The organism is Streptomyces sp. NPDC043908 (assembly GCF_056435525.1).
The window spans coordinates 1-26,855 of the sequence record NZ_JBWKEI010000008.1 but is presented as its reverse complement, the minus strand read 5'-3'; the positions used below and the strand labels follow the sequence as shown (position 1 = coordinate 26,855).

Annotated in this window: 18 protein-coding genes; 17 read left to right on the top strand and 1 reads right to left on the bottom strand. The window is 71.8% G+C overall.

Annotation, left to right across the window (positions count from 1 at the left end):
* Window positions 1-90: 90 nt before the first annotated feature.
* Complete coding sequence (locus AC069K_RS18755) at window positions 91-753, top strand: ATP-dependent Clp protease proteolytic subunit (protein WP_101392375.1); 663 nt, start codon at window positions 91-93, stop codon at window positions 751-753.
* A gap of 157 nt (window positions 754-910) precedes the next feature.
* Window positions 911-2,203 (top strand): ATP-dependent Clp protease ATP-binding subunit ClpX, encoded by a 1,293-nt coding sequence (gene clpX / locus AC069K_RS18750; RefSeq protein WP_067158960.1) that lies wholly within the window; start codon window positions 911-913, stop codon window positions 2,201-2,203.
* 76 nt (window positions 2,204-2,279) lie between these two features.
* Here clpX and AC069K_RS18745 read toward each other — a convergent pair whose 3' ends face one another.
* Entirely contained in the window at window positions 2,280-3,194 is a 915-nt protein-coding gene (locus tag AC069K_RS18745; RefSeq protein ID WP_478617539.1) for a hypothetical protein, read from the bottom strand.
* Between the two features lie 139 nt (window positions 3,195-3,333).
* Between AC069K_RS18745 and AC069K_RS18740 the strand changes: the two genes are divergently transcribed.
* The 15 genes from AC069K_RS18740 (at window position 3,334) to AC069K_RS18670 (ending at window position 26,493) form a co-directional block, all read left to right on the top strand.
* Window positions 3,334-5,958, top strand: coding sequence for a valine--tRNA ligase (locus tag AC069K_RS18740; RefSeq protein WP_478617537.1), 2,625 nt, complete (start codon window positions 3,334-3,336; stop codon window positions 5,956-5,958).
* A gap of 178 nt (window positions 5,959-6,136) precedes the next feature.
* Window positions 6,137-7,240, top strand: a complete 1,104-nt coding sequence (locus tag AC069K_RS18735) for a sensor histidine kinase (RefSeq protein WP_478617534.1) — start codon at window positions 6,137-6,139, stop codon at window positions 7,238-7,240.
* 73 nt (window positions 7,241-7,313) lie between these two features.
* Window positions 7,314-8,825, top strand: a complete 1,512-nt coding sequence (gene folC / locus AC069K_RS18730; protein ID WP_478617531.1) for a bifunctional tetrahydrofolate synthase/dihydrofolate synthase — start codon at window positions 7,314-7,316, stop codon at window positions 8,823-8,825.
* 6 nt (window positions 8,826-8,831) lie between these two features.
* Window positions 8,832-9,182, top strand: a complete 351-nt coding sequence (locus tag AC069K_RS18725) for a DUF4233 domain-containing protein (protein WP_365113391.1) — start codon at window positions 8,832-8,834, stop codon at window positions 9,180-9,182.
* Between the two features lie 104 nt (window positions 9,183-9,286).
* Window positions 9,287-9,700: a nucleoside-diphosphate kinase gene (ndk, locus tag AC069K_RS18720; protein ID WP_358831444.1), complete on the top strand. Its 414-nt coding sequence runs from the start codon at window positions 9,287-9,289 to the stop codon at window positions 9,698-9,700.
* 265 nt (window positions 9,701-9,965) lie between these two features.
* On the top strand, window positions 9,966-10,985 hold the full coding sequence (locus AC069K_RS18715) for a rod shape-determining protein (RefSeq protein ID WP_053727412.1): 1,020 nt from the start codon (window positions 9,966-9,968) through the stop codon (window positions 10,983-10,985).
* Between the two features lie 136 nt (window positions 10,986-11,121).
* Window positions 11,122-12,243: a rod shape-determining protein MreC gene (gene mreC / locus AC069K_RS18710; RefSeq protein WP_478617526.1), complete on the top strand. Its 1,122-nt coding sequence runs from the start codon at window positions 11,122-11,124 to the stop codon at window positions 12,241-12,243.
* 16 nt (window positions 12,244-12,259) lie between these two features.
* A complete protein-coding gene (mreD, locus tag AC069K_RS18705; protein WP_365113386.1) occupies window positions 12,260-12,943 on the top strand; it encodes a rod shape-determining protein MreD in 684 nt (227 codons plus the stop codon).
* Between the two features lie 13 nt (window positions 12,944-12,956).
* Window positions 12,957-15,158, top strand: a complete 2,202-nt coding sequence (mrdA, locus tag AC069K_RS18700; RefSeq protein ID WP_365113384.1) for a penicillin-binding protein 2 — start codon at window positions 12,957-12,959, stop codon at window positions 15,156-15,158.
* On the top strand, window positions 15,158-16,348 hold the full coding sequence (rodA, locus tag AC069K_RS18695) for a rod shape-determining protein RodA (protein WP_358831440.1): 1,191 nt from the start codon (window positions 15,158-15,160) through the stop codon (window positions 16,346-16,348). The genes mrdA and rodA overlap by 1 nt, the downstream gene beginning before the upstream one ends.
* Before the next feature lie 82 nt (window positions 16,349-16,430).
* A complete protein-coding gene (locus AC069K_RS18690) occupies window positions 16,431-17,972 on the top strand; it encodes a CYTH and CHAD domain-containing protein (RefSeq protein ID WP_478617520.1) in 1,542 nt (513 codons plus the stop codon).
* An 87-nt stretch (window positions 17,973-18,059) separates the two neighbouring features.
* Complete coding sequence (locus AC069K_RS18685) at window positions 18,060-19,988, top strand: TIGR03960 family B12-binding radical SAM protein (RefSeq protein WP_358837351.1); 1,929 nt, start codon at window positions 18,060-18,062, stop codon at window positions 19,986-19,988.
* 74 nt (window positions 19,989-20,062) lie between these two features.
* Window positions 20,063-21,211, top strand: a complete 1,149-nt coding sequence (locus AC069K_RS18680; protein ID WP_478617516.1) for a hypothetical protein — start codon at window positions 20,063-20,065, stop codon at window positions 21,209-21,211.
* A 132-nt stretch (window positions 21,212-21,343) separates the two neighbouring features.
* Complete coding sequence (locus AC069K_RS18675; protein ID WP_365113378.1) at window positions 21,344-22,120, top strand: TIGR03936 family radical SAM-associated protein; 777 nt, start codon at window positions 21,344-21,346, stop codon at window positions 22,118-22,120.
* Between the two features lie 236 nt (window positions 22,121-22,356).
* Window positions 22,357-26,493, top strand: coding sequence for an Rne/Rng family ribonuclease (locus AC069K_RS18670; protein ID WP_478617513.1), 4,137 nt, complete (start codon window positions 22,357-22,359; stop codon window positions 26,491-26,493).
* Window positions 26,494-26,855 lie beyond the last annotated feature (362 nt).

The window sequence follows — 26,855 nt, the reverse complement described above, 5'->3', positions numbered from 1 at the left end:
CGTCCCCCGGCTCCGAGCGAGCCGGGGACCCCAGCCCCGGCCCCGAAGCCCCCGAGCCCACCGAACGCCACCAGGATGGTGAACCCCGACATGCAGAACAACCTCTCCGCAAGCGGCCTCTACACCGGCCCGCAGGTGGACAACCGCTACATCGTGCCGCGCTTCGTCGAGCGCACCTCGCAGGGCGTGCGCGAGTACGACCCGTACGCGAAGCTGTTCGAGGAGCGCGTGATCTTCCTCGGCGTGCAGATCGACGACGCCTCCGCCAACGACGTCATGGCGCAGCTGCTGTGCCTGGAGTCGATGGACCCGGACCGCGACATCTCGATCTACATCAACAGCCCCGGCGGCTCGTTCACGGCCCTCACGGCCATCTACGACACGATGCAGTTCGTGAAGCCCGACATCCAGACCGTCTGCATGGGCCAGGCGGCCTCCGCCGCCGCCGTGCTGCTCGCCGCGGGCACCCCCGGCAAGCGCATGGCCCTGCCCAACGCGCGCGTGCTGATCCACCAGCCGTCCTCGCAGACCGGCCGCGAGCAGCTCTCCGACCTGGAGATCGCGGCCAACGAGATCCTGCGCATGCGCAGCCAGCTGGAGGAGATGCTCGCCAAGCACTCCACCACGCCCATCGAGAAGATCCGGGACGACATCGAGCGGGACAAGATCCTCACCGCCGAGGACGCCCTGGCGTACGGCCTGGTCGACCAGATCGTGTCGACCCGCAAGACGACGTCGGCCGCGGCCGCCTGACGCGGCCGGATCCCCTGGCGCGGCGCACTCGGACGGTCCCCGTCGAAGTGAACCGCGCCAAGGGGGGCCCGAACGGGGGGCCAGGCAAGGTACCGTCGGATATGAGGCACCAGGAGCCGCTGAACGTGGCGTCTCCCAGGCGAAGGGGAAGCACCTCGTGGCACGCATCGGTGATGGCGGCGACCTGCTCAAGTGCTCGTTCTGCGGCAAGAGCCAGAAGCAGGTGAAGAAGCTCATCGCAGGCCCCGGTGTGTACATCTGCGACGAGTGCATCGATCTCTGCAACGAGATCATCGAGGAGGAACTCGCCGAGTCCTCCGAGGTGCGGTGGGAGGAACTGCCCAAGCCGCGCGAGATCTACGAGTTCCTGGAGAGCTACGTGGTGGGCCAGGAGCCCGCCAAGAAGGCGCTCTCCGTGGCGGTCTACAACCACTACAAGCGCGTCCAGGCCGGCGAGAACGGCGGCGCGCAGGGCCGTGACGACGCGATCGAACTCGCGAAGTCCAACATCCTGCTGCTCGGCCCCACCGGCTCGGGCAAGACCCTGCTCGCCCAGACCCTGGCCCGCATGCTGAACGTCCCGTTCGCCATCGCGGACGCGACGGCGCTGACGGAGGCGGGCTACGTCGGCGAGGACGTCGAGAACATCCTCCTGAAGCTCATCCAGGCCGCCGACTACGACGTCAAGAAGGCCGAGACGGGCATCATCTACATCGACGAGATCGACAAGGTCGCCCGGAAGAGCGAAAACCCGTCGATCACGCGCGATGTGAGCGGTGAGGGTGTCCAGCAGGCGCTGCTGAAGATCCTGGAGGGCACCACGGCCTCGGTGCCCCCGCAGGGCGGGCGCAAGCACCCCCACCAGGAGTTCATCCAGATCGACACGACGAACGTGCTGTTCATCGTGGGCGGCGCCTTCGCCGGCCTGGAGAAGATCATCGAGTCCCGGGCCGGCGCGAAGGGCATCGGCTTCGGCGCGACGATCCGCTCCAAGCGGGAGATCGAGGCGAGCGACCAGTTCCAGGAGGTCATGCCGGAGGACCTGGTGAAGTTCGGGATGATCCCCGAGTTCATCGGCCGCCTCCCCGTCCTGACCTCGGTCCACAACCTCGACCGCGAGGCGCTCCTCCAGATCCTGGTCGAGCCGCGCAACGCGCTGGTCAAGCAGTACCAGCGCCTGTTCGAACTCGACGGCGTGGAGCTGGACTTCGACCGCCCCGCCCTGGAGGCCATCGCCGACCAGGCGATCCTGCGCGGCACGGGGGCGCGCGGCCTGCGCGCGATCATGGAGGAAGTCCTGATGTCGGTGATGTACGAGGTCCCGTCCCGCAAGGACGTGGCCCGCGTCGTCATCACCTCGGACGTGGTCCACAACAACGTCAACCCGACGCTGGTACCGCGCGAGCCGCGCATCGTGAAGAACGACGGGCGGCACGAGAAGTCGGCGTAGCCGACCTGCCCCGGCAACGCAAAGGGCGCCCGCCGGTGGGATCTCCCACCGGCGGGCGCCCTTAGCGTTGCCGCTGCTACTTCTTCACGCGCGCGGTGTTGTAGAGCTTCGCGGCGAGGTCGGCGGCCTGGTCGAGGGGCATGGGCGTGCCGCCGCCCTTGCCGAGCACCGTGGCCATGTCGTAGGTCTCCACGATGCCGAGCGTGGAGTAGTCCGACCAGATGCAGAGCGGGACCTCGAACGTCTTGGCCGACTTCGTGTCGGTGACCTTGAGGTTCTGGCACTTCATCAGCGCGCCCGAGAACCCGGCCGGCTTCATGGTCTTGGGCGTGCCGGCCAGCTCGACCGTGGTCTTGTCCTTCTTGTCGTCGTCGCCCTTCTGGACCTTGGCGAAGGTGGCGTCGAGCGCCTTCGACGGGTCGCTGATGTCACCGTAGATGCCGGACAGCAGCAGCATCTTGCCGCCCAGCGGGTTGCTGGAGTCACCGGCCTTGTACCGTGCGGACACCTTGGCGGGGTCCTTGATCCCCATCGCCTCGGTCTCCGTCTTCTCCTTGCCGGACATCGTCTTCTCGGAGGAAGAGGACCCGGAGCGCTTGTACTCACCGACCGACTCGGGCGCGACCAGCTTGTAGCCCTTGGTGCTCGCCGAGACGTCGCCGTTGCCGCCGCCCGAGCCCTTCGTCATGAAGTACACGCCACCGCCGACCGCCGCGATCGCGACCACGACGGCCGTGACGATCAGGCCGGTCTTCTTCTTCGGCGGCGCCGGCGGCGGCATCATGGGCGCGCCGTAGGGCGGCTGCTGGCCGTACTGGGGCTGCTGGGCCGGGTAGCCGTAGCCCTGCTGGGGCGGGACGCCCTGCGGGGGCTGCTGCGGGTAGCCGTACGCGGGCTGGGGCTGCCCGTACGGCTGCTGCGGCGGCTGCTGACCGTACGGGCCGGGCTGCTGGGGCTGGCCGCCGTACGGGCCCGGCTGGTTGTAGCTCATTGCTGGGATTCCCCCTAGGGATGCTTATCCGATCCCGACATCCTCGCGGACGGTCGGGCCGCACAGCGCATCGGGGGGCCGACCGTTACCAAAGATTCCCGTTTCAGTACCGGCCCGTGACACCCCTAAACTGGGGCCCGTGACCGAGAACACTCAGCAGCAGAATCCAGCGCCCACCACCGAACTGCCGACCCAGTACGCGCCGGCCCAGGTAGAGGGGGAGCTGTACGAGCGCTGGGTGGAGCGCGGTTACTTCGAGGCGGACGCCAAGAGTGACAAGCCTCCGTACACCATCGTCATCCCGCCGCCCAACGTCACCGGCAGCCTGCACCTGGGCCACGCCTTCGAGCACACGCTGATCGACGCCCTCACCCGCCGCAAGCGCATGCAGGGGTACGAGACGCTGTGGCAGCCGGGCATGGACCACGCCGGTATCGCCACCCAGAACGTCGTCGAGCGCGAGCTCGCCAAGGAAGGCAAGTCCCGGCACGACCTGGGGCGCGAGGCGTTCATCGAGCGCGTCTGGCAGTGGAAGGGCGAGTCGGGCGGCCAGATCTCCGGGCAGATGCGGCGCCTCGGTGACGGTGTCGACTGGTCGCGTGAGCGGTTCACCATGGACGAGGGCCTGTCCGAGGCCGTCCAGACCATCTTCAAGAAGCTCTACGACGACGAGCTGATCTACCGCGCCGAGCGCATCATCAACTGGTGCCCGCGCTGTCTGACCGCGATCTCCGACATCGAGGTCGAGTACCAGGACGACGACGGCGAGCTCGTCTCCATCCGGTACGGGGACGGGGACGCCTCCATCGTCGTCGCCACCACCCGCGCCGAGACGATGCTCGGTGACACCGCCGTGGCGGTCCACCCCGAGGACGAGCGGTACAAGCACCTCGTCGGCACCGAGATCGAGCTGCCGCTCACCGGCCGTCGCATCCCGGTCGTCGCGGACGAGCACGTCGACCCCGAGTTCGGCACCGGCGCCGTCAAGGTGACCCCGGCGCACGACCCGAACGACTTCGAGATCGGCCAGCGCCACGGCCTGCCCAACCTCGCCGTCATGGACGAGCACGCGGTCATCACCGTCCACGGCCCCTTCCAGGGCCTGGACCGGCTTGAGGCCCGCTCCGCCATCGTCGCCGCGCTGCGCGCCGAGGGCCGGATCGTCGCCGAGAAGCGTCCGTACACCCACTCCGTCGGCCACTGCTCGCGCTGCAAGACCACCATCGAGCCGCGTCTGTCGATGCAGTGGTGGGTCAAGGTCGGCCCGCTCGCCAAGGCCGCCGGTGACGCGGTCCGCGACGGCAAGGTCAAGATCCACCCGCAGGAGATGGAGAAGCGGTACTTCGACTGGGTCGACAACCTCCACGACTGGTGCATCTCGCGCCAGCTGTGGTGGGGCCACCGCATCCCCGTCTGGTACGGCCCGAACGGCGAGATCGTCTGCGTCGGACCGGACGAGGAGGCGCCGAGCGGCGAGGGCTGGCGCCAGGACACCGACGTCCTGGACACCTGGTTCTCCTCGGGCCTGTGGCCCTTCTCCACGCTCGGCTGGCCGCAGCAGACCGAGAGCCTCGCGAAGTTCTACCCGAACTCCGTCCTGGTCACCGGTTACGACATCCTCTTCTTCTGGGTCGCCCGGATGATGATGTTCGGTCTGTACGCGATGGACGGCACCCCGCCGTTCCACACCATCGCCCTGCACGGCATGGTCCGCGACCAGTTCGGCAAGAAGATGTCGAAGTCCTTCGGCAACGCGGTCAACCCGCTTGACTGGATGGACACCTACGGCTCCGACGCCGTCCGCTTCACCCTGGCGCGCGGCGCCAACCCGGGGGTGGACGTCCCGATCGGCGAGGACTGGGTCCAGGCGTCCCGCAACTTCGCCAACAAGATCTGGAACGCGACGCGCTTCGCGCTGATGAACGGCGCCACCGTCGAGGGGGAACTGCCGCCCGTCGAGCAGTTGTCGGCGGTCGACCGGTGGATCCTGTCGCGGCTCAACAAGACCGTGGCCGAGGTCGACGGCCTCTACGAGGACTACCAGTTCTCGAAGCTGTCCGAGGCCCTGTACCACTTCGCGTGGGACGAGGTCTTCGACTGGTACGTCGAGCTGTCGAAGACGACGTTCTTCGGGGGCGGCGAGCCGGCGAAGGTCTCCGGCCGGGTCCTCGGCGAGGTCCTGGACGTCACCCTGCGGCTGCTGCACCCCGTCGTCCCCTTCGTCACCGACACCCTATGGACGACGCTGACGGGTGGTGAGTCGCTCGTCATCGCCGAGTGGCCGAGCGACAGCGGGTTCCGTGACGAGGCCGCCGAGCGGGAGATCGAGCTGGTCCAGCAGGTCGTCACCGAGGTCCGCCGGTTCCGTTCGGACCAGGGTCTCCAGCCGGGCCAGAAGGTCCCGGCCGAGCTGACCCTGGACGGAACGGCGCTGGCTCCGCACGAGGCGGCCATCCGCCAGCTGCTCCGCCTCCAGCCGGCGGGCGAGGGCTTCCACGCCACCGCCTCGCTGCCGGTCGCGGGCGCGACCGTGGCGCTGGACCTGTCCGGCACGATCGACGTCGGGGCCGAGCGCAAGCGGCTGGCCAAGGACCTCGCGGCGGCCGAGAAGGAGAAGGCGCAGGCGAACGGCAAGCTCGGCAACGAGGCGTTCCTGGCGAAGGCGCCGGACAACGTGGTCGACAAGATCCGTACGCGTCTTGCCAAGGCCGAGGCGGACATCGAGCGGATCACGGCGCAGCTGGCGAACCTGCCGCAGGCGTAGCGAAGGCCGTGTGCGAGTGAGGGGCCCCGGACCGTCGTACGGTCCGGGGCTCCTTCGCGTGCGCGCCCCCGCCTCGCGCGCCGGTGGGGCCGTCCCGTGGGTCACATCACGCTTTCCGTCGCCCCAAAGGGGCGAAAGTCGGCCATCCGGGGCCGAAAGACCTTGCATGATGGACGACATGTCCGCTCCGTCCCCCGCCTCCGCGCTGCGGCGCGCGCTGGGGGACGACCGGGCGCTGGACGTACTGATCGCGACGGCCGCCTTCGCCCTGATGATCATCGATGTGCCGGGCCTGGCGGCGGCGGACAACTCGCTGACCGGCGCCACGGTGCCGCCGGTCCTGGCGGCGGGCTCGGCGACGCTGCTGCTGCGCCGCAGATGGCCGTGGGTGCCGTACGCGGCCGCGCTGCTCTTCCTCGGGTGGCTGCACCAGCTGACCCTGATCCAGTTCGCGCTGTACTCGCTGGGCCGCTTCCGTGGGCGGCGCACGGCGGTGGTGGCGACGGTGCTGTACGTGGCGGTGGCGTGCGGCCTCTACTGCGTCCCCGGCTGGCTCGGGCACCGCGCGGAGACACTCAGCTCGTTCCTGAGCATCGTGGTGCCGGTGGGGGTGCTGTCGTCGGCGGTGGGCGTCGCCACGTACCGCCAGGACCTGGTCCGCGAGGTGGAGGCGCTCCGGGCCGTGCAGGCGGAGCGGGCGTCGGTGGCGCGGGACGTCCACGACATGGTGGGGCGCGAGCTGACGATGCTGGCGGTGACGGCGGAGGTACGGGCCCGGCGTGCCCGGGGCGGCCCGCACGAGCGCGACTTCGACTTCCTGGCCGAGACGGCGCGGCGGGCGCACCGGATGCTGAACGAGATCCTGGTGACGCGGGCGGACGAGCGGCGCGCCACGCCGGGTCTGGAGGGCCTGCCGTCCCTGGCGGCCCAGACGCGCCGGGCCGGGTCGCCGGTGACCCTGGACGTCTCCGGGCGCGCCCGGGCCCTGTCCCCGCTGCGCCAGGCGGCGGTGTACCGGGTGGTGCGGGAGTGCCTCACGAACGCGGTGAAGCACGCGCCGGGGGAGGCGGTCTCGGTGGCGGTCGCCGTCCGGGGCGCGGAACTGACCGTCCGCGTCCGCAACGGTGTGCCGTCCACGGCGCCGTCGACGGTGCCGGTGTCGTCGGGGACGGGGACGCTGTCCATGCGGGAGCGGGTGGAGGGGGTGGGGGGTGTGCTGTGCACCCGGCGTACGGCGACGTCGTACGAGGTGGAGGCGGTGCTGCCGTCCGGACTGACCTGACCTGTGGTTCCCGGGGCGCGCGGCGCGGGCCCGCCCGGGCCCGGGCCGGGGAGGGGCTCCGTAGACTGGGGACGTGACCGAGCAGCCCGACCGCAGCAGCAGCCCCGACGACCACTTCGACGAGATCGTCGAGGCCGAGACCACCCGCGACCCCGACCTGGCGGTGATCGAGGCCGGCAGCCGCACCCTGCGCACCCACGGCGGCGCCCCGCAGACCGACCCCGCCCCCGCCCGCCCCGCCGACCCCGAGGTCGACAAGGCGCTGCGCGCGGTCGAGACGGAGCTGGCGACCCGCTGGGGCGAGACCAAGCTGGAGCCCTCCGTCGCCCGGATCGCGGCGCTGATGGACGTCCTGGGCGAGCCCCAGCGCGCGTACCCCTCGATCCACATCACCGGCACCAACGGCAAGACCTCCACCGCCCGCATGATCGAGGCGCTGCTCAACGCCTTCGACCTGCGCACCGGCCGGTACACCTCCCCGCACGTCCAGTCGATCACCGAGCGCATCAGCCTGGACGGCGCGCCGATCGCCGCCGAGCGGTTCATCGAGGCGTACGAGGACATCAAGCCGTACGTGGAGATGGTCGACGGGCAGCAGGAGTACCGGCTGTCCTTCTTCGAGGTGCTCACCGGGATGGCGTACGCGGCGTTCGCGGACGCCCCCGTCGACGTGGCCGTCGTCGAGGTCGGCATGGGCGGCAGCTGGGACGCCACCAATGTGATCGACGCCTCCGTGGCCGTCGTCACCCCCATCTCCCTGGACCACACCGACCGCCTCGGCTCCACCCCCGCCGAGATCGCCGTGGAGAAGTCCGGGATCATCAAGCAGGACTCCACCGTCATCCTGGCCCAGCAGCCCGTCGACGCGGCCCAGGTGATGCTGAAGAAGGCCGTCGGGGCGGACGCCACGGTGGCCCGTGAGGGCATGGAGTTCGGGATCGTCACGCGCGAGGTCGCGGTCGGCGGCCAGCTGCTGACCCTGCGCGGCCTCGGCGGTGAGTACGAGGACGTCTTCCTTCCGCTGTACGGCGCGCACCAGGCGCACAACGCGGTCGTCGCCCTCGCCGCCGTGGAGGCGTTCTTCGGCATCGGCTCCGAGCACGCCCGCCCGCTGGACGTGGACACCGTCCGCAAGGCGTTCGCCTCGGTCCTCTCGCCCGGCCGGCTGGAGGTGGTGCGCCGCAGCCCCACCGTCGTCCTGGACGCCGCCCACAACCCGGCGGGCGCGCAGGCCACGGCCGAGGGGCTGACCGAGGCGTTCGGCTTCTCGCGGCTGATCGGGGTGGTCGCGGCCAGCGCCGACAAGGACGTGAAGGGGCTGCTTGAGGCCTTCGAGCCGGTCTTCGCCGAGGTCGTCGTGACCGCCAACACCAGTCACCGTTCGATGGACGTCGACGAGCTGGCCGCGATCGCGGTCGAGGTCTTCGGCGACGAGCGGGTGGTGGTCGAGCCGCGTCTGGACGACGCGCTGGAGGCGGCGATCACCCTGGCGGAGGAAGAGGACGAGTACGCCGGTGCGGGAGTCCTCGTCACCGGTTCCGTGATCACGGTCGGCGAGGCCCGGCTGCTCCTGGGAAGGGGCTGACGCCCGATGCGTACGCTCTGCGCTTCCACCCTCATCGGTGAATTCCTCGTCATCGGGTTCGCCGGTCTGGTCGCCATGAAGGACCAGGACCTGACGGTGTCCACGGTGTGGACGGTCAGTGGCATCGCCATGCTGTTCTCGCTGCTCCTGTGCGGCGTCCTGACCCGTCCCGGTGGCCTCCAGCTGGGCTGGGCGCTCCAGATCGCGCTGATCGCGAGCGGCTTCGTCGTCCCGCACATGTTCTTCCTCGGTGCGGTTTTCGCCGGTCTGTGGTGGGCCTCGATCCACTACGGCCGGCAGGTGGACGCGGCGAAGGCCCGTTTCGCGGCCCGGGCGGAGGCGGAGCCGCAGGCGTAGACGGTCCGGCCGGAGGCTGTGGGGCCGGTCCGGGTGCCGCCGTGCCCGGCGTCCCCTGTAGCCTCGCCTCACCGCACACGTATGCCTGCAAGGAGCCGGACACCATGACCCAGCGCACTCTCGTCATCCTCAAGCCCGACGCCGTCCGTCGCGGCCTGATCGGCGAGATCATCGGCCGTATCGAGCGCAAGGCCGGCTGGACCATCCCGGCGATGGAGCTGCGGACGCTGGACCAGGAGACGCTGGAGCAGCACTACGGCGAGCACAAGGGCAAGCCCTTCTACGAGCCGCTGATGGGCTTCATGGCCTCCGGCCCGGTCGTCGTCCTCGTCGTCGAGGGCGAGCGCGTCATCGAGGGTGTGCGGGGGCTCGCGGGCCCCACCGACCCGATCGCCGCCACGCCCGGATCCATCCGGGGCGACTTCGGCACGATCGTCCGCGAGAACCTCATCCACGCCTCCGACTCGGAGGAGTCGGCCGAACGGGAACTGAAGATCTTCTTCCCGGGTCGCGTCTGATTCCCTGACCGGTTGTCAGCCATATAGCGCTCATGACCTGGGGCGACCGAAGGAATTTCGGTCGCCCTTCGGCATATGCGGGGTGAAGTCGGGAACGCATCGCCCCGACACGTCGTCACCAATAACAGAGGTGGACCAACGCGCCGTGTCCGTGCAGGCGGCACTACGATGGAGCCTCACGCCCACAGCACCCACCTCGCCGACCTAAAAAGCCGTCAACGCTCGATTAGGGAAGGCCGGACGCATCCTCATGGGGAGCAACAACATGTCGTTCATCGGCCGTGACATGGCTGTCGACCTCGGGACCGCCAACACGCTGGTGTACGTCAGGGGCCGCGGAATCGTCCTGAACGAGCCCTCCGTCGTCGCCATCAACACCAACACCGGCGGCATCCTGGCGGTCGGCGCCGAGGCGAAGAAGATGATCGGCCGTACGCCGGGCAACATCGTGGCCGTACGACCGCTGAAGGACGGCGTCATCGCCGACTTCGAGATCACGGAGCGGATGCTCCGCTACTTCATCCTCAAGATCCACAAGCGGCGTTACCTGGCGCGCCCGCGCGTTGTCGTCTGCGTGCCCTCGGGCATCACCGGAGTCGAGCGCCGCGCCGTCATCGAGGCCTCCACCCAGGCCGGCGCCCGTCAGGTGCACATCATCGAGGAGCCCATGGCCGCGGCCATCGGCTCGGGGCTGCCCGTCCACGAGGCGACCGGCAACATGGTCGTCGACATCGGCGGCGGCACCACCGAGGTCGCGGTGATCTCGCTCGGCGGAATCGTCACGGCACAGTCCATCCGGGTCGCCGGCGACGAGCTGGACAACGCGATCATCCAGCACATCAAGAAGGAGTACAGCCTCCTCCTCGGTGAGCGCACCGCCGAGCAGATCAAGATCACCATCGGTTCGGCGTACGACCTCGACAAGGACGAGCACACCGAGATCCGCGGCCGCGACCTGGTCTCCGGGCTGCCCAAGACCGTGGTCATCTCGGCCGCCGAGGTCCGCAAGGCCATCGAGGAGCCGGTCAACGCGATCGTCGACGCCGTGAAGACGACGCTCGACAAGTGCCCGCCCGAGCTCTCCGGCGACATCATGGACCGCGGCATCGTCCTCACCGGCGGCGGCGCCCTCCTGCGCGGCCTGGACGAGCGGCTGCGCCGCGAGACCGGCATGCCGATCCACATCGCCGAGGACCCGCTGGACTCGGTCGCCCTGGGATCGGGCAAGTGCGTCGAGGAGTTCGAGGCCCTCCAGCAGGTCCTGGACGCCCAGCCGCGCCGCTAGGCGGAGAACGCCGAGGTCCCCCCGGGTCGCCCAGTGACCCGGGGGGACCGCCCGTACGGGGCACTGCCAACCCGTACGGCGGATCGTTGATATACAGATCGAACAGATTCCGACGAGGAAGGCACGGCCGCCGCACGTGAGGGACACACGAGAGAGCCGGCTCCTCCTGGTGCTGCTGGTCGCCGTAGCGTTCGCGCTGATCACGGTCGACATCCGGGGTGGGGAGAATTCGCCGGTGGACGGGGCCCGGCAGGCCGCCGCCACGGTGTTCGGTCCGGTCGAGAACGGCATGGCGGCAGCCGTCGACCCGGTGGGCAACGCCATCGGCGCCGTGCGCGACTCGGGGGAGCGGCACAACAAGATCGCCGACCTCCAGCGGGAGAACGAGGCGCTGAAGCAGAAGCTCGGCAGCGACGCCCGCAACCGCTCGCGTCTCAACCAGCTCGACGCGATGCTGAAGACCGCCGGCGAGGGCCAGTACGGCATCAAGGCCGCGCAGGTCATCGGCATAGGAGCGGCCCAGGGCTTCTCCTGGACCGTCACCATCGACGCCGGCTCGCGCGACGGCATCAAGCGCGACATGACCGTGCTGAACGGGGAGGGCCTGGTCGGCCGCGTCACCACCGTCGGCCCGTCCACCGCCACCGTCCTGCTCGCCAACGACCCCGACTTCACGGTCGGCACCCGGATGGAGAGCAGCGACGAGCTGGGCTTCGCCACCGGCCAGGGCGACCGGCCGCTGTCGGTGCAGCTGCTCAACGGCAAGGCCAAGGTCAAGGCCGGCGACCGGCTGGTGACCTTCGGCTCGCAGTCCGACCGGCCGTTCGTGCCCGGCGTCCCCGTCGGCGAGGTCGTCAAGGTCGACCCCTCCGGCGGCGATCTGACGCGGACCGTCTATGTGCGCCCGTACGTCGGGTTCACCAAGCTCGACATCGTCGGCGTCGTCGTCCAGGCCCCGCGCACCGACCCGCGCGACCAGGTGCTGCCCGCCAAGCCCAGGCCGACCCCGACGCCCACGGTGACCGTCACGGTCACCCCGCCGCCGCCCGGCAACGCGGTCAACCCCAACCAGGCCGACCCCAACGTGCCCATCCCCACCAACGACCCCAACGGCAACCCGAACGGCAACCCGGTCCCGGATCCCCCCGCCGATCCCAACCGCAAGCCCGGCGCGCTCCCCGGCGGCGATCCGGACAACGCGAACAACGCGAATACCGCGAATACCGCGAACAACGCAGCCGCCGACGGTGACCAGTAAGTAGGAGCTGATCCAGATGCGTATCAACAGGGTCATCCTCTCCGCCGCCCTGATCGTCGTCGCCCTCGTCGTCCAGGTGAGCGTCCTGGCCCGGCTCCAGCTGCCGGGCGCCGTCCCGGACCTGGTGCTGCTCACCGTCCTCGGCCTCGCCCTCGTCTACGGCCACCTCGGCGGCGCCTTCGTCGGCTTCGCCGCGGGGCTCCTCAGCGACCTCGCCCCGCCCGCCGACCACGCCGCCGGGCGCTACGCGCTGGTCCTGTGCCTGGTCGGCTACGCGGCGGGGCTCGCCAAGCCCGACCACGGCCGGCTGCGCTCGGCCACCGGGCCCATGGTCGTGGTGGTCTGCGCGGCCGTCGGCTCCACCCTGCTCTACGCGGGCGTGGGCGCCCTCGTCGGCGACACCGCGGCCCGCCATGTCGGCCTGGTGAACCTGCTGTTCACGGCCGCCGTCTACGACCTGCTGCTCGCCCCGTTCACCGTGCCGCTCATCATGGCGCTCGCCAGACGGGCCGACAACGACCCGCTGGCCGAGACGTCCGGGGGCGGCGGCGCGGCCGCGGGCGGCGCGAGCATCGCCTCCGGCCGGCTCTCCGGCGGCACCGGGCTGCGGATCGGCGGCCAGAAGGGCGGCCTGCGGGTGAGGGCCGCCCGCAACCGCGCGGCCCGGGCCGGCCGCATCAAGGGCGTCAAGCGACTGTGAACGAGGGGGCAGCGTGAGCAACATCCCCGAGACGGGACGCACCCCCCGGGTGCAGATCCGCCTCGTCATCATCCAGGTCCTCGTCTTCTCCCTGCTCCTCACCCTCGGCGGGCGCCTCTGGTACCTCCAGATCCGCAACGGGCAGGAGTACGAGGACGAGGCGAAGAACAACCACGTGCAGCAGGTCGTCCAGCCCGCCGTGCGCGGGGCGATCCTCGACGCGCGCGGGGTGCCGCTGGCGGACAACGAGACCCGGCTGGTGGTCTCGGCCTCCCGCACCGACCTGACGAAGATGCCCGACAAGGGCAAGGCCGTGCTGACCCGGCTGGCCGGGGTGCTCGGCATGAAGCCGCAGGACGTCATGGACAAGGTGCGCCTGTGCGACGCCAAGACGCCCAAGCCCTGCTGGAACGGCTCGCCCTACCAGCCGATCCCGGTCACCGACAAGGCCACCACCCAGCAGGCCCTCCAGATCCGCGAGCGCTCCGAGGACTTCCCCGGCATCACCGCCGACCCCACCGCGGTGCGCCGCTACACCTCGCCCGGCAAGGCCAACACCGCGCAGGTGCTCGGCTACCTCTCGCCGGTCACCGACGAGGAGATCATCAAGGCGAAGGACACCGACTCGCCGTATCTGCGCTCGGACATGGTGGGCCGATCGGGCCTTGAGCGCACCTACGACAAGCAGCTGCGCGGCAAGGCGGGCGTGACCCGCTACGAGGTGGACAACCTCGGCCGGGTCATCGGGCAGGCGCAGAGCGACAAGGCCGAACCGGGCTCGAACATCGTCACCTCGATAGACGCACGCGTGCAGGCCGTCGCGGAGTACGAGCTGAACCACGCGATGACCGAGGCCCGCAAGGAGTTCGACAAGAACACCAACGAGAACTACAAGGCCGACGCGGGCGCGGTCGTGGTGATGGAGGCGAAGACCGGCCGGGTCGTGGCGATGGCCTCGCTGCCCAACTACGACCCCAACGCCTGGGTCGGCGGCATCTCCGCCAAGGACTACCAGGCGCTCACCGGCAAGGACTCCAACTACCCGCTGCTGAACCGCGCCATCCAGGGCCAGGCCGCCCCCGGCTCCATCTTCAAGGTGGTCTCCTCGGCCGCCGCGGTCCGCGCCGGATACGCGTTCAACAACACCTACCCCTGCCCCAGTTCGTACTCGGTCGGCGGACAGGTCTTCAAGAACTTCGAGTCCCAGGGCCACGGCAGCATCACCATCGGCCAGGCCCTGGAGGTCTCCTGCGACACCGTCTACTACGGCCTCGCGCACGACCAGTGGCTCAAGGACGGCGGCATGAAGCCGAAGAAGGACGCCGCCGACTGGTTCTACAAGACCGCCCACGACTTCGGCCTGGGCGCCAGGACCGGGATCGACCTGCCCAGCGAGGTCCCCGGCCGGGTCCCCGACCGCCAGTGGAAGCAGCGGTTCTGGGAGGCCAACAAGGACGCCTGGTGCAAGCACGGCAAGAAGGACGGCGACTACGTCCAGAAGATCGAGTACGAGAACTGCCTCGAAGGCAACCTCATGCGCGCCGGTGACTCGGTCAACTACTCCATCGGCCAGGGCGACACCCTCGTCACCCCCATCCAGATGGCGACGATCTACTCGGCGATCTCCAACGGCGGCACCCTCTACAACCCCACCGTCGGCAAGGCCGTGATCAGCGCCGACGGCAAGTCCGTCAAGGAGATCACCCCCAAGTCGCACGGCAAGCTGCCGATGACCCGGGCCACCCGCGACGACATAGACGAAGCCCTCGCGGGAGTCGCCACCCGCGGTACGGCCGCCTGGCGGTTCGGCGGCTGGCCGCAGAAGCAGATCCCGATGCACGCCAAGACCGGCACCGCCGAGGTCTACGGCAAGCAGACGACCTCGTGGTTCGCCACGTACACCAAGGACTACTCGATCGTCATGACGATCTCCCAGGGTGGTACGGGCTCGGGCGCCTCCGGCCCCGCCGTGCGCAACATCTACGACGCGATCTACGGCCTCGACGACGCGGGCAACCAGGACCTCGGGCGCGCCCTGCTGCCCCAGCCGCAGCAGGCCCTGCCCAAGGTCCAGGCCGACGGCTCCATCGACGCGCCGAAGATCGAGCCGTACGACCCGGACTCGCAGAAGGCGCCCGAGAAGAAGACCGGTGAGCAGCAGCCCGCCACCGCCGACACCGACAACCGCAACGGCGGACGCGGGCGGAGGGACTGATGGCCGGCTTCTCCGTCCAGCGCTACGCCCCCGAGCGCTCCGCCTTCGCCAAGCTCACCGCGCGCGACTCGGTGCTGCGCCGGCTCGACTGGTGGCTGCTGCTGTCCGCGCTCGCGCTGTCCTTCATCGGCTCGCTGCTGGTGTGGTCCGCGACCCGCAACCGCACCCAGCTCAACCAGGGCGACCCGTACTACTTCCTGATCCGGCACGCCATGAACACCGGCATCGGGTTCGGTCTGATGGTCGGCACGATCTGGCTGGGCCACCGCACCCTGCGGGGCGCGGTGCCGGTGCTGTACGGGATCTCGGTGGTGCTGATCCTGGCCGTCCTGACCCCGCTGGGCGCGACCGTCAACGGCGCGCACGCCTGGATCATCATCGGCGGCGGCTTCTCGCTCCAGCCCTCCGAGTTCACCAAGATCACCATCATTCTGGGGATGGCGATGATACTGGCGTCGCGCGTCGACGCCGGGGACACCCCGCACCCCGACCACCGCACGGTGCTCAAGTCCCTGGGCATCGCCGCGCTGCCGATCCTGATCATCATGATGATGCCGGACCTCGGGTCCGTCATGGTCATCGTGATCATCATCCTGGGCGTGCTGCTCGCCTCCGGAGCCTCCAACCGCTGGGTGCTCGGCCTGATAGGAGCGGGCGTGGCCGGGGCGGTCGCGGTCGCGGCGCTCGGACTGCTCGACGAGTACCAGATCAACCGCTTCGCCGCCTTCGCCAACCCCAGCCTCGACCCGGCGGGCGTCGGCTACAACACCAACCAGGCCCGTATCGCCATCGGCTCCGGCGGACTGACCGGCACCGGCCTGTTCAAGGGCAGCCAGACCACCGGCCAGTTCGTCCCCGAGCAGCAGACGGACTTCGTCTTCACCGTCGCGGGCGAGGAGCTCGGCTTCGTCGGCGCCGGCCTGATCCTCGTCCTGCTCGGCGTGGTCCTGTGGCGCGCCTGCCGCATCGCGCGCGAGACGACCGAGCTGTACGGCACGGTCCTGGCGGCCGGGATCGTCGCCTGGTTCGGCTTCCAGTCCTTCGAGAACATAGGGATGACCCTCGGCATCATGCCGGTGGCGGGCCTCCCGCTGCCCTTCGTGTCCTACGGAGGATCGTCGATGTTCGCCGTGTGGGTCGCGATCGGACTGCTCCAGTCGATCAGGGTGCAGCGGCCGATAACGGCATAGCGCCGCGAGCGAAGCACCGGACCGGCCGCCATGGCCGGTCCGGCGCCTGTTTGAGACTCCGTTTCGCGTCTAGATTCAGTTCATGGCGGAGACGAAGCGCGAGATCGAGCGGAAGTACGAAGCCACCGGCGACGACGTACGGCTCCCCGGCCTCACCGGGGTCCCGGGAGTCGCGCGCGTCGCCGAACGGGGCGTCGCCGAGCTGGACGCCGTCTACTACGACACCCAGGACCTGCGCCTGGCCGCGGACTCCCTCACCCTGCGCCGCAGAACGGGCGGCGACGACGCGGGCTGGCACCTGAAGTTCCCGGTCGCCACCGGCATCCGCGACGAGATCCGCGCCCCCCTCTCCCCGGAAGTCCCGGGCTCCCTGGCCGCGCTCCTGCGCTCCCGCGTCCGCGGCGGCCGGCTCGACCCCGTCGTCCGGCTCCTCTCCTCCCGCGACCTGCGCCACCTGCTCGGCGAGGACGGCACACCGCTCGCCGAGGTGAGCGTCGACTCCGTGCGCGCGGTGCGCCTGGGCCCCGGACGCGCGGGCGCCACGGCCACCTGGACCGAGGTCGAGGTGGAGCTCGCCGACGGCGCCGACCCCGCCCTCCTCGACCGCGTCGACCAACGGCTGCGCGAGGCCGGGCTGCGCCCCGCGCGCAGCGCCTCCAAACTGGCCCGCGCCCTCGCGGAGACCGCCCCGGCCGTACCGGACCTCCCCGAACCGCGGACCGTGGAGCACACGGACGGGTCCACCGCGGGCGACCACGTGCTCGCCTACCTGCGCGCCCAGCGCGACGCCCTCGTCGCCCACGACCCCGCCGTCCGCCGCGACCTGCCCGACGCCGTCCACCGGATGCGCGTCGCCTCGCGCCGCCTGCGCAGCGCCCTGAAGTCGTACGGCAAAGTCCTCGACCGGACCGTCACCGACCCGCTCGGCGAGGAGCTGAAGTGGCTCGCGGGAGAGCTCGGCGTCGACCGCGACCAGGAAGTGCTCACCGCCCGCCTCCAGAGCCGCGTCGCCGCCCTGCCCCGCACCCTCGTCCTCGGACCCGTACAAGGACGGCTGCGCCTGTGGAGCGTGGCCCGCCGCGCCGACGCCCGCCGCACCACCCTCGCCGCCCTGGACAGCCCGCGCCACCTCGCCCTGCTCGACGCCCTGGACGCGCTGCTCGCCGCCCCGCCGCTGCGCCCGGCCGCCCACCGGCCCGCCGCGAAGGCGCTGCCCAAGGCGGTGCTCAAGGAGTACGAACGGCTGGCGGGCCGGATCGCGCACGCCCTGGAGCTCGCCCCCGGCGACCAGCGCGACCGCGCCCTGCACGACGCCCGCAAGGCCGCCAAACGGGTCCGCTACGCCGCCGAGGCCGCCGTACCCGCGCTCGGCGCCCCCGCGAGGAAGTTCGCCAAGCGGATGAAGGCGGTGCAGAAGCTGCTGGGCGGCCACCAGGACAGCGTGGTCGCCCGCGAGGCCCTGCGCGCCCTGGCGGTCCAGGCGCAGCTGGCGGGCGAGTCCGCCTTCACCTGGGGACTGCTGTACGGACAGGAGGAGGCGGCCGGCGCCGACGGCGAGCGCGAGCTGCCGGAAGTCTGGCGCGGGGCCTCCCGGCCGAAGCCGCGCCGGAGGCTGAAGGCCTGAGGCGGGCGAACGCGGCGGCGGAGGGCACCCCGGGAGCGGGTTACGCTAGAGAGTCGCCCCCTTGCCAGCTCACGAAAGTTCGTCGAGATGACTGCCGCCGAGTCCGTCTTCCCACAGCTCGAAGCCCTGCTCCCGCATGTGCAGAAGCCGATCCAGTACGTCGGCGGTGAACTCAACTCCACGGTCAAGCCCTGGGAGAGCTGCGACGTGCGCTGGGCGCTCATGTACCCGGACGCGTACGAGGTCGGGCTCCCCAACCAGGGCGTCATGATCCTCTACGAGGTGCTGAACGAGCGCGAGGGCGTCCTGGCCGAGCGCACCTACAGCGTGTGGCCGGACATGGAAGCGCTGATGCGCGAGCACCACGTGCCGCAGTTCACCGTGGACAGCCACCGCCCCGTCGGCGCCTTCGACGTCTTCGGGCTCAGCTTCTCCACCGAGCTCGGCTACACCAACATGCTCACGGCCCTGGACCTGGCGGGCATCCCGCTGGAGGCCAGGGACCGCGGCATCGACGACCCGATCGTCCTCGCGGGCGGCCACGCGGCCTTCAACCCCGAGCCGATCGCGGACTTCATCGACTGCGCCGTCATCGGCGACGGCGAGCAGGCCGTCCTCGACATGACCGCCATCATCCGCGCCTGGAAGGCCGAGGGCCGCCCCGGCGGCCGCGAGGAGGTCCTGTTCCGCCTCGCGAAGACCGGCAACGTGTACGTCCCGGGCTTCTACGACGTGGAGTACCTCCCCGACGGGCGCATCGGCCGTGTCGTACCGAACAGGTCGGGCGTGCCGTGGCGGGTCAGCAAGCACACCGTCATGGACCTCGACGAGTGGCCCTACCCCAAGCAGCCGCTCGTGCCGCTCGCGGAGACCGTCCACGAGCGCATGTCGGTGGAGATCTTCCGCGGCTGCACCCGCGGCTGCCGCTTCTGCCAGGCCGGCATGATCACGCGCCCCGTGCGGGAGCGAAGCATCACCGGCATCGGCGAGATGGTGGAGAAGGGCCTGAAGGCGACCGGCTTCGAGGAGGTCGGCCTGCTCTCCCTGTCCAGCGCCGACCACACCGAGATCGGTGAGATCGCCAAGGGCCTCGCGGACCGCTACACCGAGGACAAGATCGGCCTCTCGCTGCCCTCCACCCGCGTGGACGCCTTCAACGTCGACCTCGCCAACGAGCTGACCCGCAACGGCCGCCGCTCGGGCCTGACGTTCGCCCCCGAGGGCGGCTCCGAGCGCATGCGCAAGGTCATCAACAAGATGGTCTCCGAAGAGGACCTGATCCGTACGGTCGCGACCGCCTACGGCAACGGCTGGCGCCAGGTGAAGCTGTACTTCATGTGCGGCCTGCCCACCGAGACCGACGAGGACGTCCTCCAGATCGGCGACATGGCGGTCAACGTCATCGCCAAGGGCCGCGAGGTCTCCGGCCAGAACGACATCCGCTGCACCGTCTCCATCGGCGGGTTCGTGCCCAAGCCGCACACCCCCTTCCAGTGGGCCCCGCAGCTCTCCGCCGAGGAGACCGACGCCCGCCTGGAGAAGCTCCGCGACAAGATCCGCGGCGACAAGAAGTACGGCCGCTCCATCGGCTTCCGCTACCACGACGGCAAGCCCGGCATCGTCGAGGGCCTGCTCTCGCGCGGCGACCGCCGCGTCGGCGCGGTCATCCGCGCCGTCTACGAGGACGGCGGCCGCTTCGACGGCTGGCGCGAGCACTTCAGCTACGACCGCTGGATGGCCTGCGCCGAGAAGACCCTCCCGGCGTACGGCGTGGACGTCGACTGGTACACCACCCGCGAGCGCACCTACGAGGAGGTCCTGCCCTGGGACCACCTCGACTCCGGTCTCGACAAGGACTGGCTCTGGGAGGACTGGCAGGACGCCCTCGACGAGACCGAGGTCGAGGACTGCCGCTGGACCCCGTGCTTCGACTGCGGGGTGTGCCCGCAGATGGACACGCACATCCAGATCGGTCCCACCGGCAAGAAGCTGCTCCCGCTGACCGTCGTCAAGTAACCGCCCGATTACCGGTTGATCACAGCAGGCCCCGGACCGCAACGGTCCGGGGCCTGCGGCGCGTCCCGAGGTACATGGAACTCCAGCAGCAGCCGCCCCGGCAGCCCGACGGCTGTCTGACCGCCGCGATCCGCCTCCCCGTCAGGATCGTCGTCCTGGTCCTGGTGGTCCCCGTCCGCCTCCTGTGGGACGCGGTCGCGGCCACCGGCCGCGCGGTCCACCGCACGGTGCTGCGGCCGGTGGGCCGGGCACTGGCCTGGCTGGGCCGCACGCTCGTCGTGGTGCCCCTGACGTACACGCTGTGGGCCCTGGGCCGGGCCGTGCGCGTGCTGGTGCTCACGCCGCTGGGGTGGCTGTGGCGGTACGGGGTGGCCGTCCCCGCGGTATGGCTCCACCGCCACCTGCTCGCCCCGCTGGGCCGGGGCGTCGCCCGGCTGGGACGCGGGGCCGGGCGGGCCGTCGCCGCCGTGTGGACGGGGTTCGTGTGGGTCCTCTCCGGTGTGTGGGCGGGCTTGGCGCGGGTCCTCTCGGGTGTGTGGGCGGGAGCGGCCCGGCTCGGCTCCGGGGTGTGGGCCGCGCTCGCCCGGCTCGGCACCGGGATGGGGATCGGGCTCGGGTGGGCCGGTACCCGGCTGCGGGCGGGCCTGGCGTGGTGCGGGCGCGGGATCGGCGCGGTCCTCTCGGTGGTCGGGACCGTCCTCGTACGAGGGGGTTTGGTCTTGTTTGTGGTACCGGTCGGGTGGTTCTGCCGACGGGTGCTGATGCCGGTCGGGCATGCCGTCGCCGTCGTCGCGCGCGAGATCGGCGCCGCCTTCGGACACGCCTGGCGGATCGCCGGACACCTCTCCCGGGCCGTCGGGCGCGGCCTGAAGTGGCTCGCGTGGCAGCTCGTCGGCCGCCCGCTGCGTTGGCTGTGGCAGACCCTGTGCGCACCGGTGCTGCACTGGGCCCGCCGCACCCTGTGGGCCCCGGCGGCGCGCGCGGCCGTCCTGGCGGGCCGCGCCGCGCGCGACACGCTGAGCGGCGCGGCCCGTACCGCCCGCGAGACCCTCGCCTCGGCCCGCGAGACCGTGCGCCAGGCCCGCGCGGACGCCTGGCGGGCCCTCGTCGGCGGCCCGCGCCGGGAACCGGCACCGCTCACGACGCGTACTCTGGGTAGTACAACTACTGCCTCCGGCGCGGTGCCCGCCCCCGAGATCTCCCTCAGCAGGACGGAGGGATGAGCCGGGCGGCGCGCGGGCTGTGACCGGAGGGCCCCCACAGGACAGGTGGGCGGCGCCCACCGCGCCCGCCCCGCACGAGGAGAAGAACCACTGGGCAAGCGACAGCCCGAAGGCCCGCCGCCCGCACCCGCGGTGCAGCGCATCCGACTGCGCTACACCAAGCGCGGCCGCCTCCGGTTCACCAGCCACCGCGACTTCCAGCGCGCCTTCGAGCGCGCGCTGCGCCGCGCCGAGGTGCCCATGGCCTACTCGGCCGGCTTCACCCCGCACCCCAAGGTGTCGTACGCGAACGCGGCCCCCACCGGTACCGGCTCCGAGGCCGAGTACCTGGAGATCGCGCTCACCGAGCACCGCGACCCGGCGACGCTGCTCACGCTGCTCGACGAGTCGCTGCCCGCCGGGCTCGACATCACCGACGCCGTGGAGGCCCGCACCTCGGGCCTGGCCGACCGGCTGACCGCCTCCGTCTGGGAGATGCGGCTCGACGGCGTACCCGTCGAGGACGCCCAGAAGGCCGTCGGCGCCTTCCTCGCCGCCGACACGGTCGAGGTCCAGCGCCGGACGAAGAACGGCATGCGCACCTTCGACACGCGCGGCGCCGTGGCCGGCCTGGAGGCGCTTTCTCCCCAGGCCGATAGGCCGCTGGACAAGCCCTGTGCGATACTGCGCCTGGTGGTACGGCACCTGACACCTGCCGTGCGACCCGACGACGTCCTGTCCGGTCTCCGAGCTGTGGCCGACCTGGCGCCGCCGGTCCCCGCAGCGGTGACCAGGCTGGCGCAGGGGCTCTTCGACGAGGAGTCCGGCACGGTGACCGACCCGCTCGCGCCCGACCGCGAGGCAGCCCCGGCCGCTCCACCCAAGGCCGCCGGGACCACCTCTGCGACGGCGCCGGGTCCAGCCGCGTAAGGACAGTCGTTGTAGCGCAGCCCTGGTACTCGGGAGCCACCTGGGTCGGGCCGCGCACTGACCAGGAGACTTTCGCCAGGCCGTGCGTACATCGCGTACGGAACCGGCGAGCCGGACATATCAGCTCCCGTGCGGCGCCCGCGCCCCGGACGACGGCACCCGCGCACATCACGCGGATGTGCCGCCGGACCGGAACCAGGCGCGGCGCCCGGGAGCGTGACGGGAGCTACGCCCGCATGCTTGAGAACGAGAAGAACGAATCCGGTGTGACCGGAGACGACAACAACAGCCCCAGCGACACGCTGCCGCCGCGCCGCAGGCGCCGCGCGGCGTCGCGGCCCGCCGGTCCGCCGGGTGCGGCGGGCGCCGAGGCGCCCGAGACGCCCGCCGCGGCCACCGAGGCCCCGGCCGAGGCGCCCGCTGCCGCCGAGGAGGCCGCCGCCCCGCGTACGCGTCGCCGCGCCACTCGCAAGGCCACCGCCCCGGCGGGTGCGCCCGCCGCCGAGACGGCCGCGACGGCCACCGAAGCGCCCGCCGCCGAGGCCCCGGCCGAGGTTCCCGCTGCCGCCGAGGAGGCCGCCGCCCCGCGTACGCGTCGCCGCGCCACCCGTAAGGCCACCGCCCCGGCCGGTGCGCCCGCTGCTGAGACGCCCGAGGCCGTCGAGGCCCCGGCCGCCGCCGAGGCCGAGGCCGCCGCCGAGGAGCCCGCCGCCCCGGCCCGCACCCGTCGCCGTGCCACCCGCAAGGCCACCGCCCCGGCCGGTGCCCCGGCCGCCGAGGAGGCCGAGGTCGTCGTGGCCGCCGAGCCCGTCGCGGCCGCCGAGCCCCAGGCCGAGCCCGCCGCCGAGGAGCCCGCCGCCCCGGCGCGCACCCGTCGCCGCGCCACCCGCAAGGCCACCGCGCCCGCCGGCGCCCCGGCCGTCGAGGAGTCCGCCGCCGGCGCGCCGCCGGCCGTCGCCGCCGAGGACCCGGTCGCCTCACCGGCCGAGGAGGCCGCCGTGGTGGCCGCCGCCGAGGAGTCCGCCGCCCCGGCGCGCACCCGTCGCCGCGCCACCCGCAAGGCCACCGCGCCCGCCGGTGCGCCCAGGGCCGCCGAGGAGGCCGAGCAGGCCGCCGTGGTCGTCGAGCCCGCCGCCGCGGCCCCGGCCGCCGAGGAGCCCGCCGCCGAGCCGGCCGCGCCCGCCGAGTCCGCCGAGGACGACGCGCCGCGTGGGCGTACCCGTCGCCGTGCCACCCGTAAGGCCACCGCGCCGCAGTTCACCCCGGCCGCCGCCGACGAGCCCGTCAAGGAGCCCGAGGCGGCCGCGGCCGAGCCGAAGGCGGAGACCGGCCGCTCCCGCCGCCGGGCCACCCGCCCCGCCGTCGCCGTCTTCCAGGCGCCGGTCTTCCACGAGCCGATGTTCCAGACCCCGGAGACGGCCGCCGCGGCCGCCGCCCGGGCCGCCGAGGTGCCGGACGAGGAGGAGGAGCCGGAGGAGACCACCGCCGAGGTCGCCGCCGCTCCCGCCGCCGAGCAGGCCGAGCCCCAGGGCGGCTCCCGCCGTCGCCGCCGCCGTCGCGGTGAGAGCGCCGAGACCGCGCCCGAGCCCCAGGCCCCGGTGGCCGTCGCCGAGGAGGCCGACGAGGAGCCCGCCGCCGAGGAGGAGCCCGAGGGCGCCGACACCGAGGAGCACGAGGACGACCGTCCCTCGCGCCGCCGCCGCCGCGGTGGCCGCCGCCGTCGCCGGGGCGAGTCCGCCGAGAGCGACGAGGGCGAGGCGGAGGAGTCCGCCGAGGGCGAGGCGTTCGAGGACGAGGACGAGGAGTCCGAGGACACCCCGTCGGCCGCCGGCACCAGCAGCAGCCGCCGGCGCCGCCGTCGCCGTCGCCGCAGCGGTGACGGGGGCGACCACGAGTCCGGTACGGGCGGCGACGACCCGGAGCGTACGGTCGTCAAGGTCCGCGAGCCGCGCCCGGCCCGCGAGAAGGCCGAGCCCGGCACCGGCGCCGACGAGGTGCAGTCCATCAAGGGCTCGACCCGTCTGGAGGCGAAGAAGCAGCGCCGCCGCGAGGGCCGCGAGCAGGGCCGCCGCCGGGTGCCGATCATCACCGAGGCGGAGTTCCTGGCGCGCCGCGAGGCCGTCGAGCGCGTGATGGTCGTCCGCCAGAGCGGCGAGCGCACTCAGATCGGCGTCCTGGAAGACAACGTGCTGGTCGAGCACTACGTCAACAAGGAGCAGGCCACCTCGTACGTCGGCAACGTCTACCTGGGCAAGGTCCAGAACGTGCTGCCGTCGATGGAGGCCGCCTTCGTCGACATCGGCAAGGGCCGCAACGCCGTCCTGTACGCCGGTGAGGTCAACTTCGAGGCGCTGGGCATGGGCAACGGGCCGCGCCGCATCGAGGCCGCGCTCAAGTCCGGCCAGTCGGTTCTGGTGCAGGTCACCAAGGACCCGATCGGTCACAAGGGCGCCCGTCTGACCAGCCAGGTCTCCCTGCCGGGCCGCTACCTCGTGTACGTGCCCGAGGGCTCGATGACCGGCATCAGCCGCAAGCTCCCGGACACCGAGCGGGCGCGGCTGAAGACCATCCTCAAGAAGATCGTCCCCGAGGACGCGGGCGTCATCGTGCGCACCGCCGCCGAGGGCGCGAGCGAGGACGAGCTGCGCCGCGACGTCGAGCGTCTGCAGCAGCAGTGGGAGGAGATCTCCAAGAAGGCCAAGCAGATCTCGACGAGCTCGCCGAGCCTGCTGTACGGCGAGCCGGACATGACCGTCCGCGTCGTGCGCGACATCTTCAACGAGGACTTCACCAAGGTCATCGTCAGCGGTGACGAGGCCTGGGAGACCATCCACGGCTACGTCTCGCACGTGGCGCCGGACCTGGTGGACCGGCTGACCCGGTGGACCTCCGAGGTCGACGTCTTCGCGACGTACCGGATCGACGAGCAGCTGATGAAGGCGCTCGACCGCAAGGTCTGGCTGCCGTCCGGCGGCTCGCTGGTGATCGACAAGACCGAGGCGATGATCGTCGTCGACGTCAACACCGGCAAGTTCACCGGCCAGGGCGGCAACCTGGAGGAGACCGTCACCAGGAACAACCTGGAGGCGGCCGAGGAGATCGTGCGCCAGCTGCGGCTGCGCGACCTCGGTGGCATCGTCGTCATCGACTTCATCGACATGGTCCTGGAGTCCAACCGGGACCTGGTGCTGCGGCGCCTGCTCGAATGCCTGGGCCGCGACCGTACGAAGCACCAGGTCGCGGAGGTCACCTCGCTGGGCCTGGTCCAGATGACCCGCAAGCGGGTCGGCCAGGGCCTGCTCGAGTCGTTCTCCGAGACCTGTGTCCACTGCAACGGGCGCGGCGTGATCGTGCACATGGAGCAGCCGACCGGCACCGGCGGTGGCGGCAACGGCAAGCGCTCCAAGAAGCGCGGCCGCGGCGGAGAGCACGACCACGAGGCGCACGAGCACGAGAGCCACGAGAGCCACGAGGACATCGACGTCGTCGACATCGACCCCGTCCACGCGGACGCGGACATCGAGGTGGTCGAGACCGAGGCGGAGCTGGCGGCCGAGGTCGCGGCGCCCGTCGCGCTCGCGGAGCCGGAGTTCGTGCCGGACGAGGAGCTCTACAGCAGCGTCGCCGAGGCGGAGGCCGCGGCCCGCGGCAGCCGCTCCCGGCGCCGTGCGAGCCGCAAGGCGTCGGCTCCGGCCAGTGCGCCCAAGCGGGGCGTCGAGCCGGTCGCCGAGGCCGAGCCGGTGGTGGCGGAGCCCGCGCCCGCGCCCGCGCAGGAGGCCGAGCCGAAGGCGGTGACGGTCGCGTCGTTCATCGAGGACGAGGCGCCGCGTGGGCGCACCCGGCGCCGGGCCACCCGCAAGGTGTCCGCGCCCGCGGGTCCGCCCGCCGCGGCCGAGCCGGTCGTGGTGGAGCCCGTCGTGGTGGCCGAGCCGGTCGCCGCACCGGCGCCGGTCGCCGAGCCCGAGCAGGTCGCGGCCGAGCCCGTCGTCGAGGAGGCGCCCGCCGCCGCCCCGCCGAGGGCCCGTCGCCGGGCGACCCGCAAGGCCACGGCACCGGCCGGGTCGCCGTCGGGCGCGCAGGAGGCGGTTCTCGTGGTGGAGAACGCGCCGGCGGCCGAGCCGGTCGCGGCCGAGGTAGCGGCTCCGGCCGAGGTCGCGGCTCCGGCCGAGGCCGACGCCGACGCCGACGCCGACGCCGACGCCGAGGCGGCTCCGGCCAAGAAGACGGCCCGTAAGACGGCCAAGAAGGCCACCACCGCGAAGAAGGCGGTCGCCAAGAAGACGGCGGCGAAGAAGACCGCGGCGAAGAAGACGACGGCCAAGAAGGCCACCGCGAAGAAGGCGGCGGCCGAGCAGGTGCCGACGGAGAGCTGATCTCCGTCCCGCTGGGACGCACCATCGAAGGCCCGGCCCCGGGGACCCCGGGGCCGGGCCTTCGCCCTTCGCCGGGCCCGTCCGGGCGGGTGTTTGTCCGTGGGCCGGTGGGGGCTGGTCGCGCAGTTCCCCGCGCCCCTGTGGGCGCCCGGTACCGTCCTGGGCAGGCTCGTGCGTTCCGCTGGGAGGGTCGCTTTTCGTCTGCGGGGCGGTGGGGGGCTGGTCGCGCAGTTCCCCGCGCCCCTAAGACCAGTCGTCGTCCGCGGGCCGTGGGGGGTTGCTCGCGCCGTTCCCCGCGCCCCTTGAAGCGCCCCTTCGGGGCGCCCCGGGAATGCCGCGCAGCGGCATGTGAGGGGCGCGGG

Coding starts and splice junctions, on each gene's coding strand:
- AC069K_RS18755 (WP_101392375.1), top strand. CDS start 91: ATGCAGAACAACCTCTCCGCAAGCGGCCTCTACACCGGCCCGCAGGTG.
- AC069K_RS18745 (WP_478617539.1), bottom strand. CDS start 3,194: ATGAGCTACAACCAGCCGGGCCCGTACGGCGGCCAGCCCCAGCAGCCC.
- AC069K_RS18735 (WP_478617534.1), top strand. CDS start 6,137: ATGTCCGCTCCGTCCCCCGCCTCCGCGCTGCGGCGCGCGCTGGGGGAC.
- AC069K_RS18725 (WP_365113391.1), top strand. CDS start 8,832: ATGCGTACGCTCTGCGCTTCCACCCTCATCGGTGAATTCCTCGTCATC.
- ndk (WP_358831444.1), top strand. CDS start 9,287: ATGACCCAGCGCACTCTCGTCATCCTCAAGCCCGACGCCGTCCGTCGC.
- AC069K_RS18715 (WP_053727412.1), top strand. CDS start 9,966: ATGTCGTTCATCGGCCGTGACATGGCTGTCGACCTCGGGACCGCCAAC.
- mreD (WP_365113386.1), top strand. CDS start 12,260: ATGCGTATCAACAGGGTCATCCTCTCCGCCGCCCTGATCGTCGTCGCC.
- rodA (WP_358831440.1), top strand. CDS start 15,158: ATGGCCGGCTTCTCCGTCCAGCGCTACGCCCCCGAGCGCTCCGCCTTC.
- AC069K_RS18690 (WP_478617520.1), top strand. CDS start 16,431: ATGGCGGAGACGAAGCGCGAGATCGAGCGGAAGTACGAAGCCACCGGC.
- AC069K_RS18685 (WP_358837351.1), top strand. CDS start 18,060: ATGACTGCCGCCGAGTCCGTCTTCCCACAGCTCGAAGCCCTGCTCCCG.
- AC069K_RS18680 (WP_478617516.1), top strand. CDS start 20,063: ATGGAACTCCAGCAGCAGCCGCCCCGGCAGCCCGACGGCTGTCTGACC.
- AC069K_RS18670 (WP_478617513.1), top strand. CDS start 22,357: ATGCTTGAGAACGAGAAGAACGAATCCGGTGTGACCGGAGACGACAAC.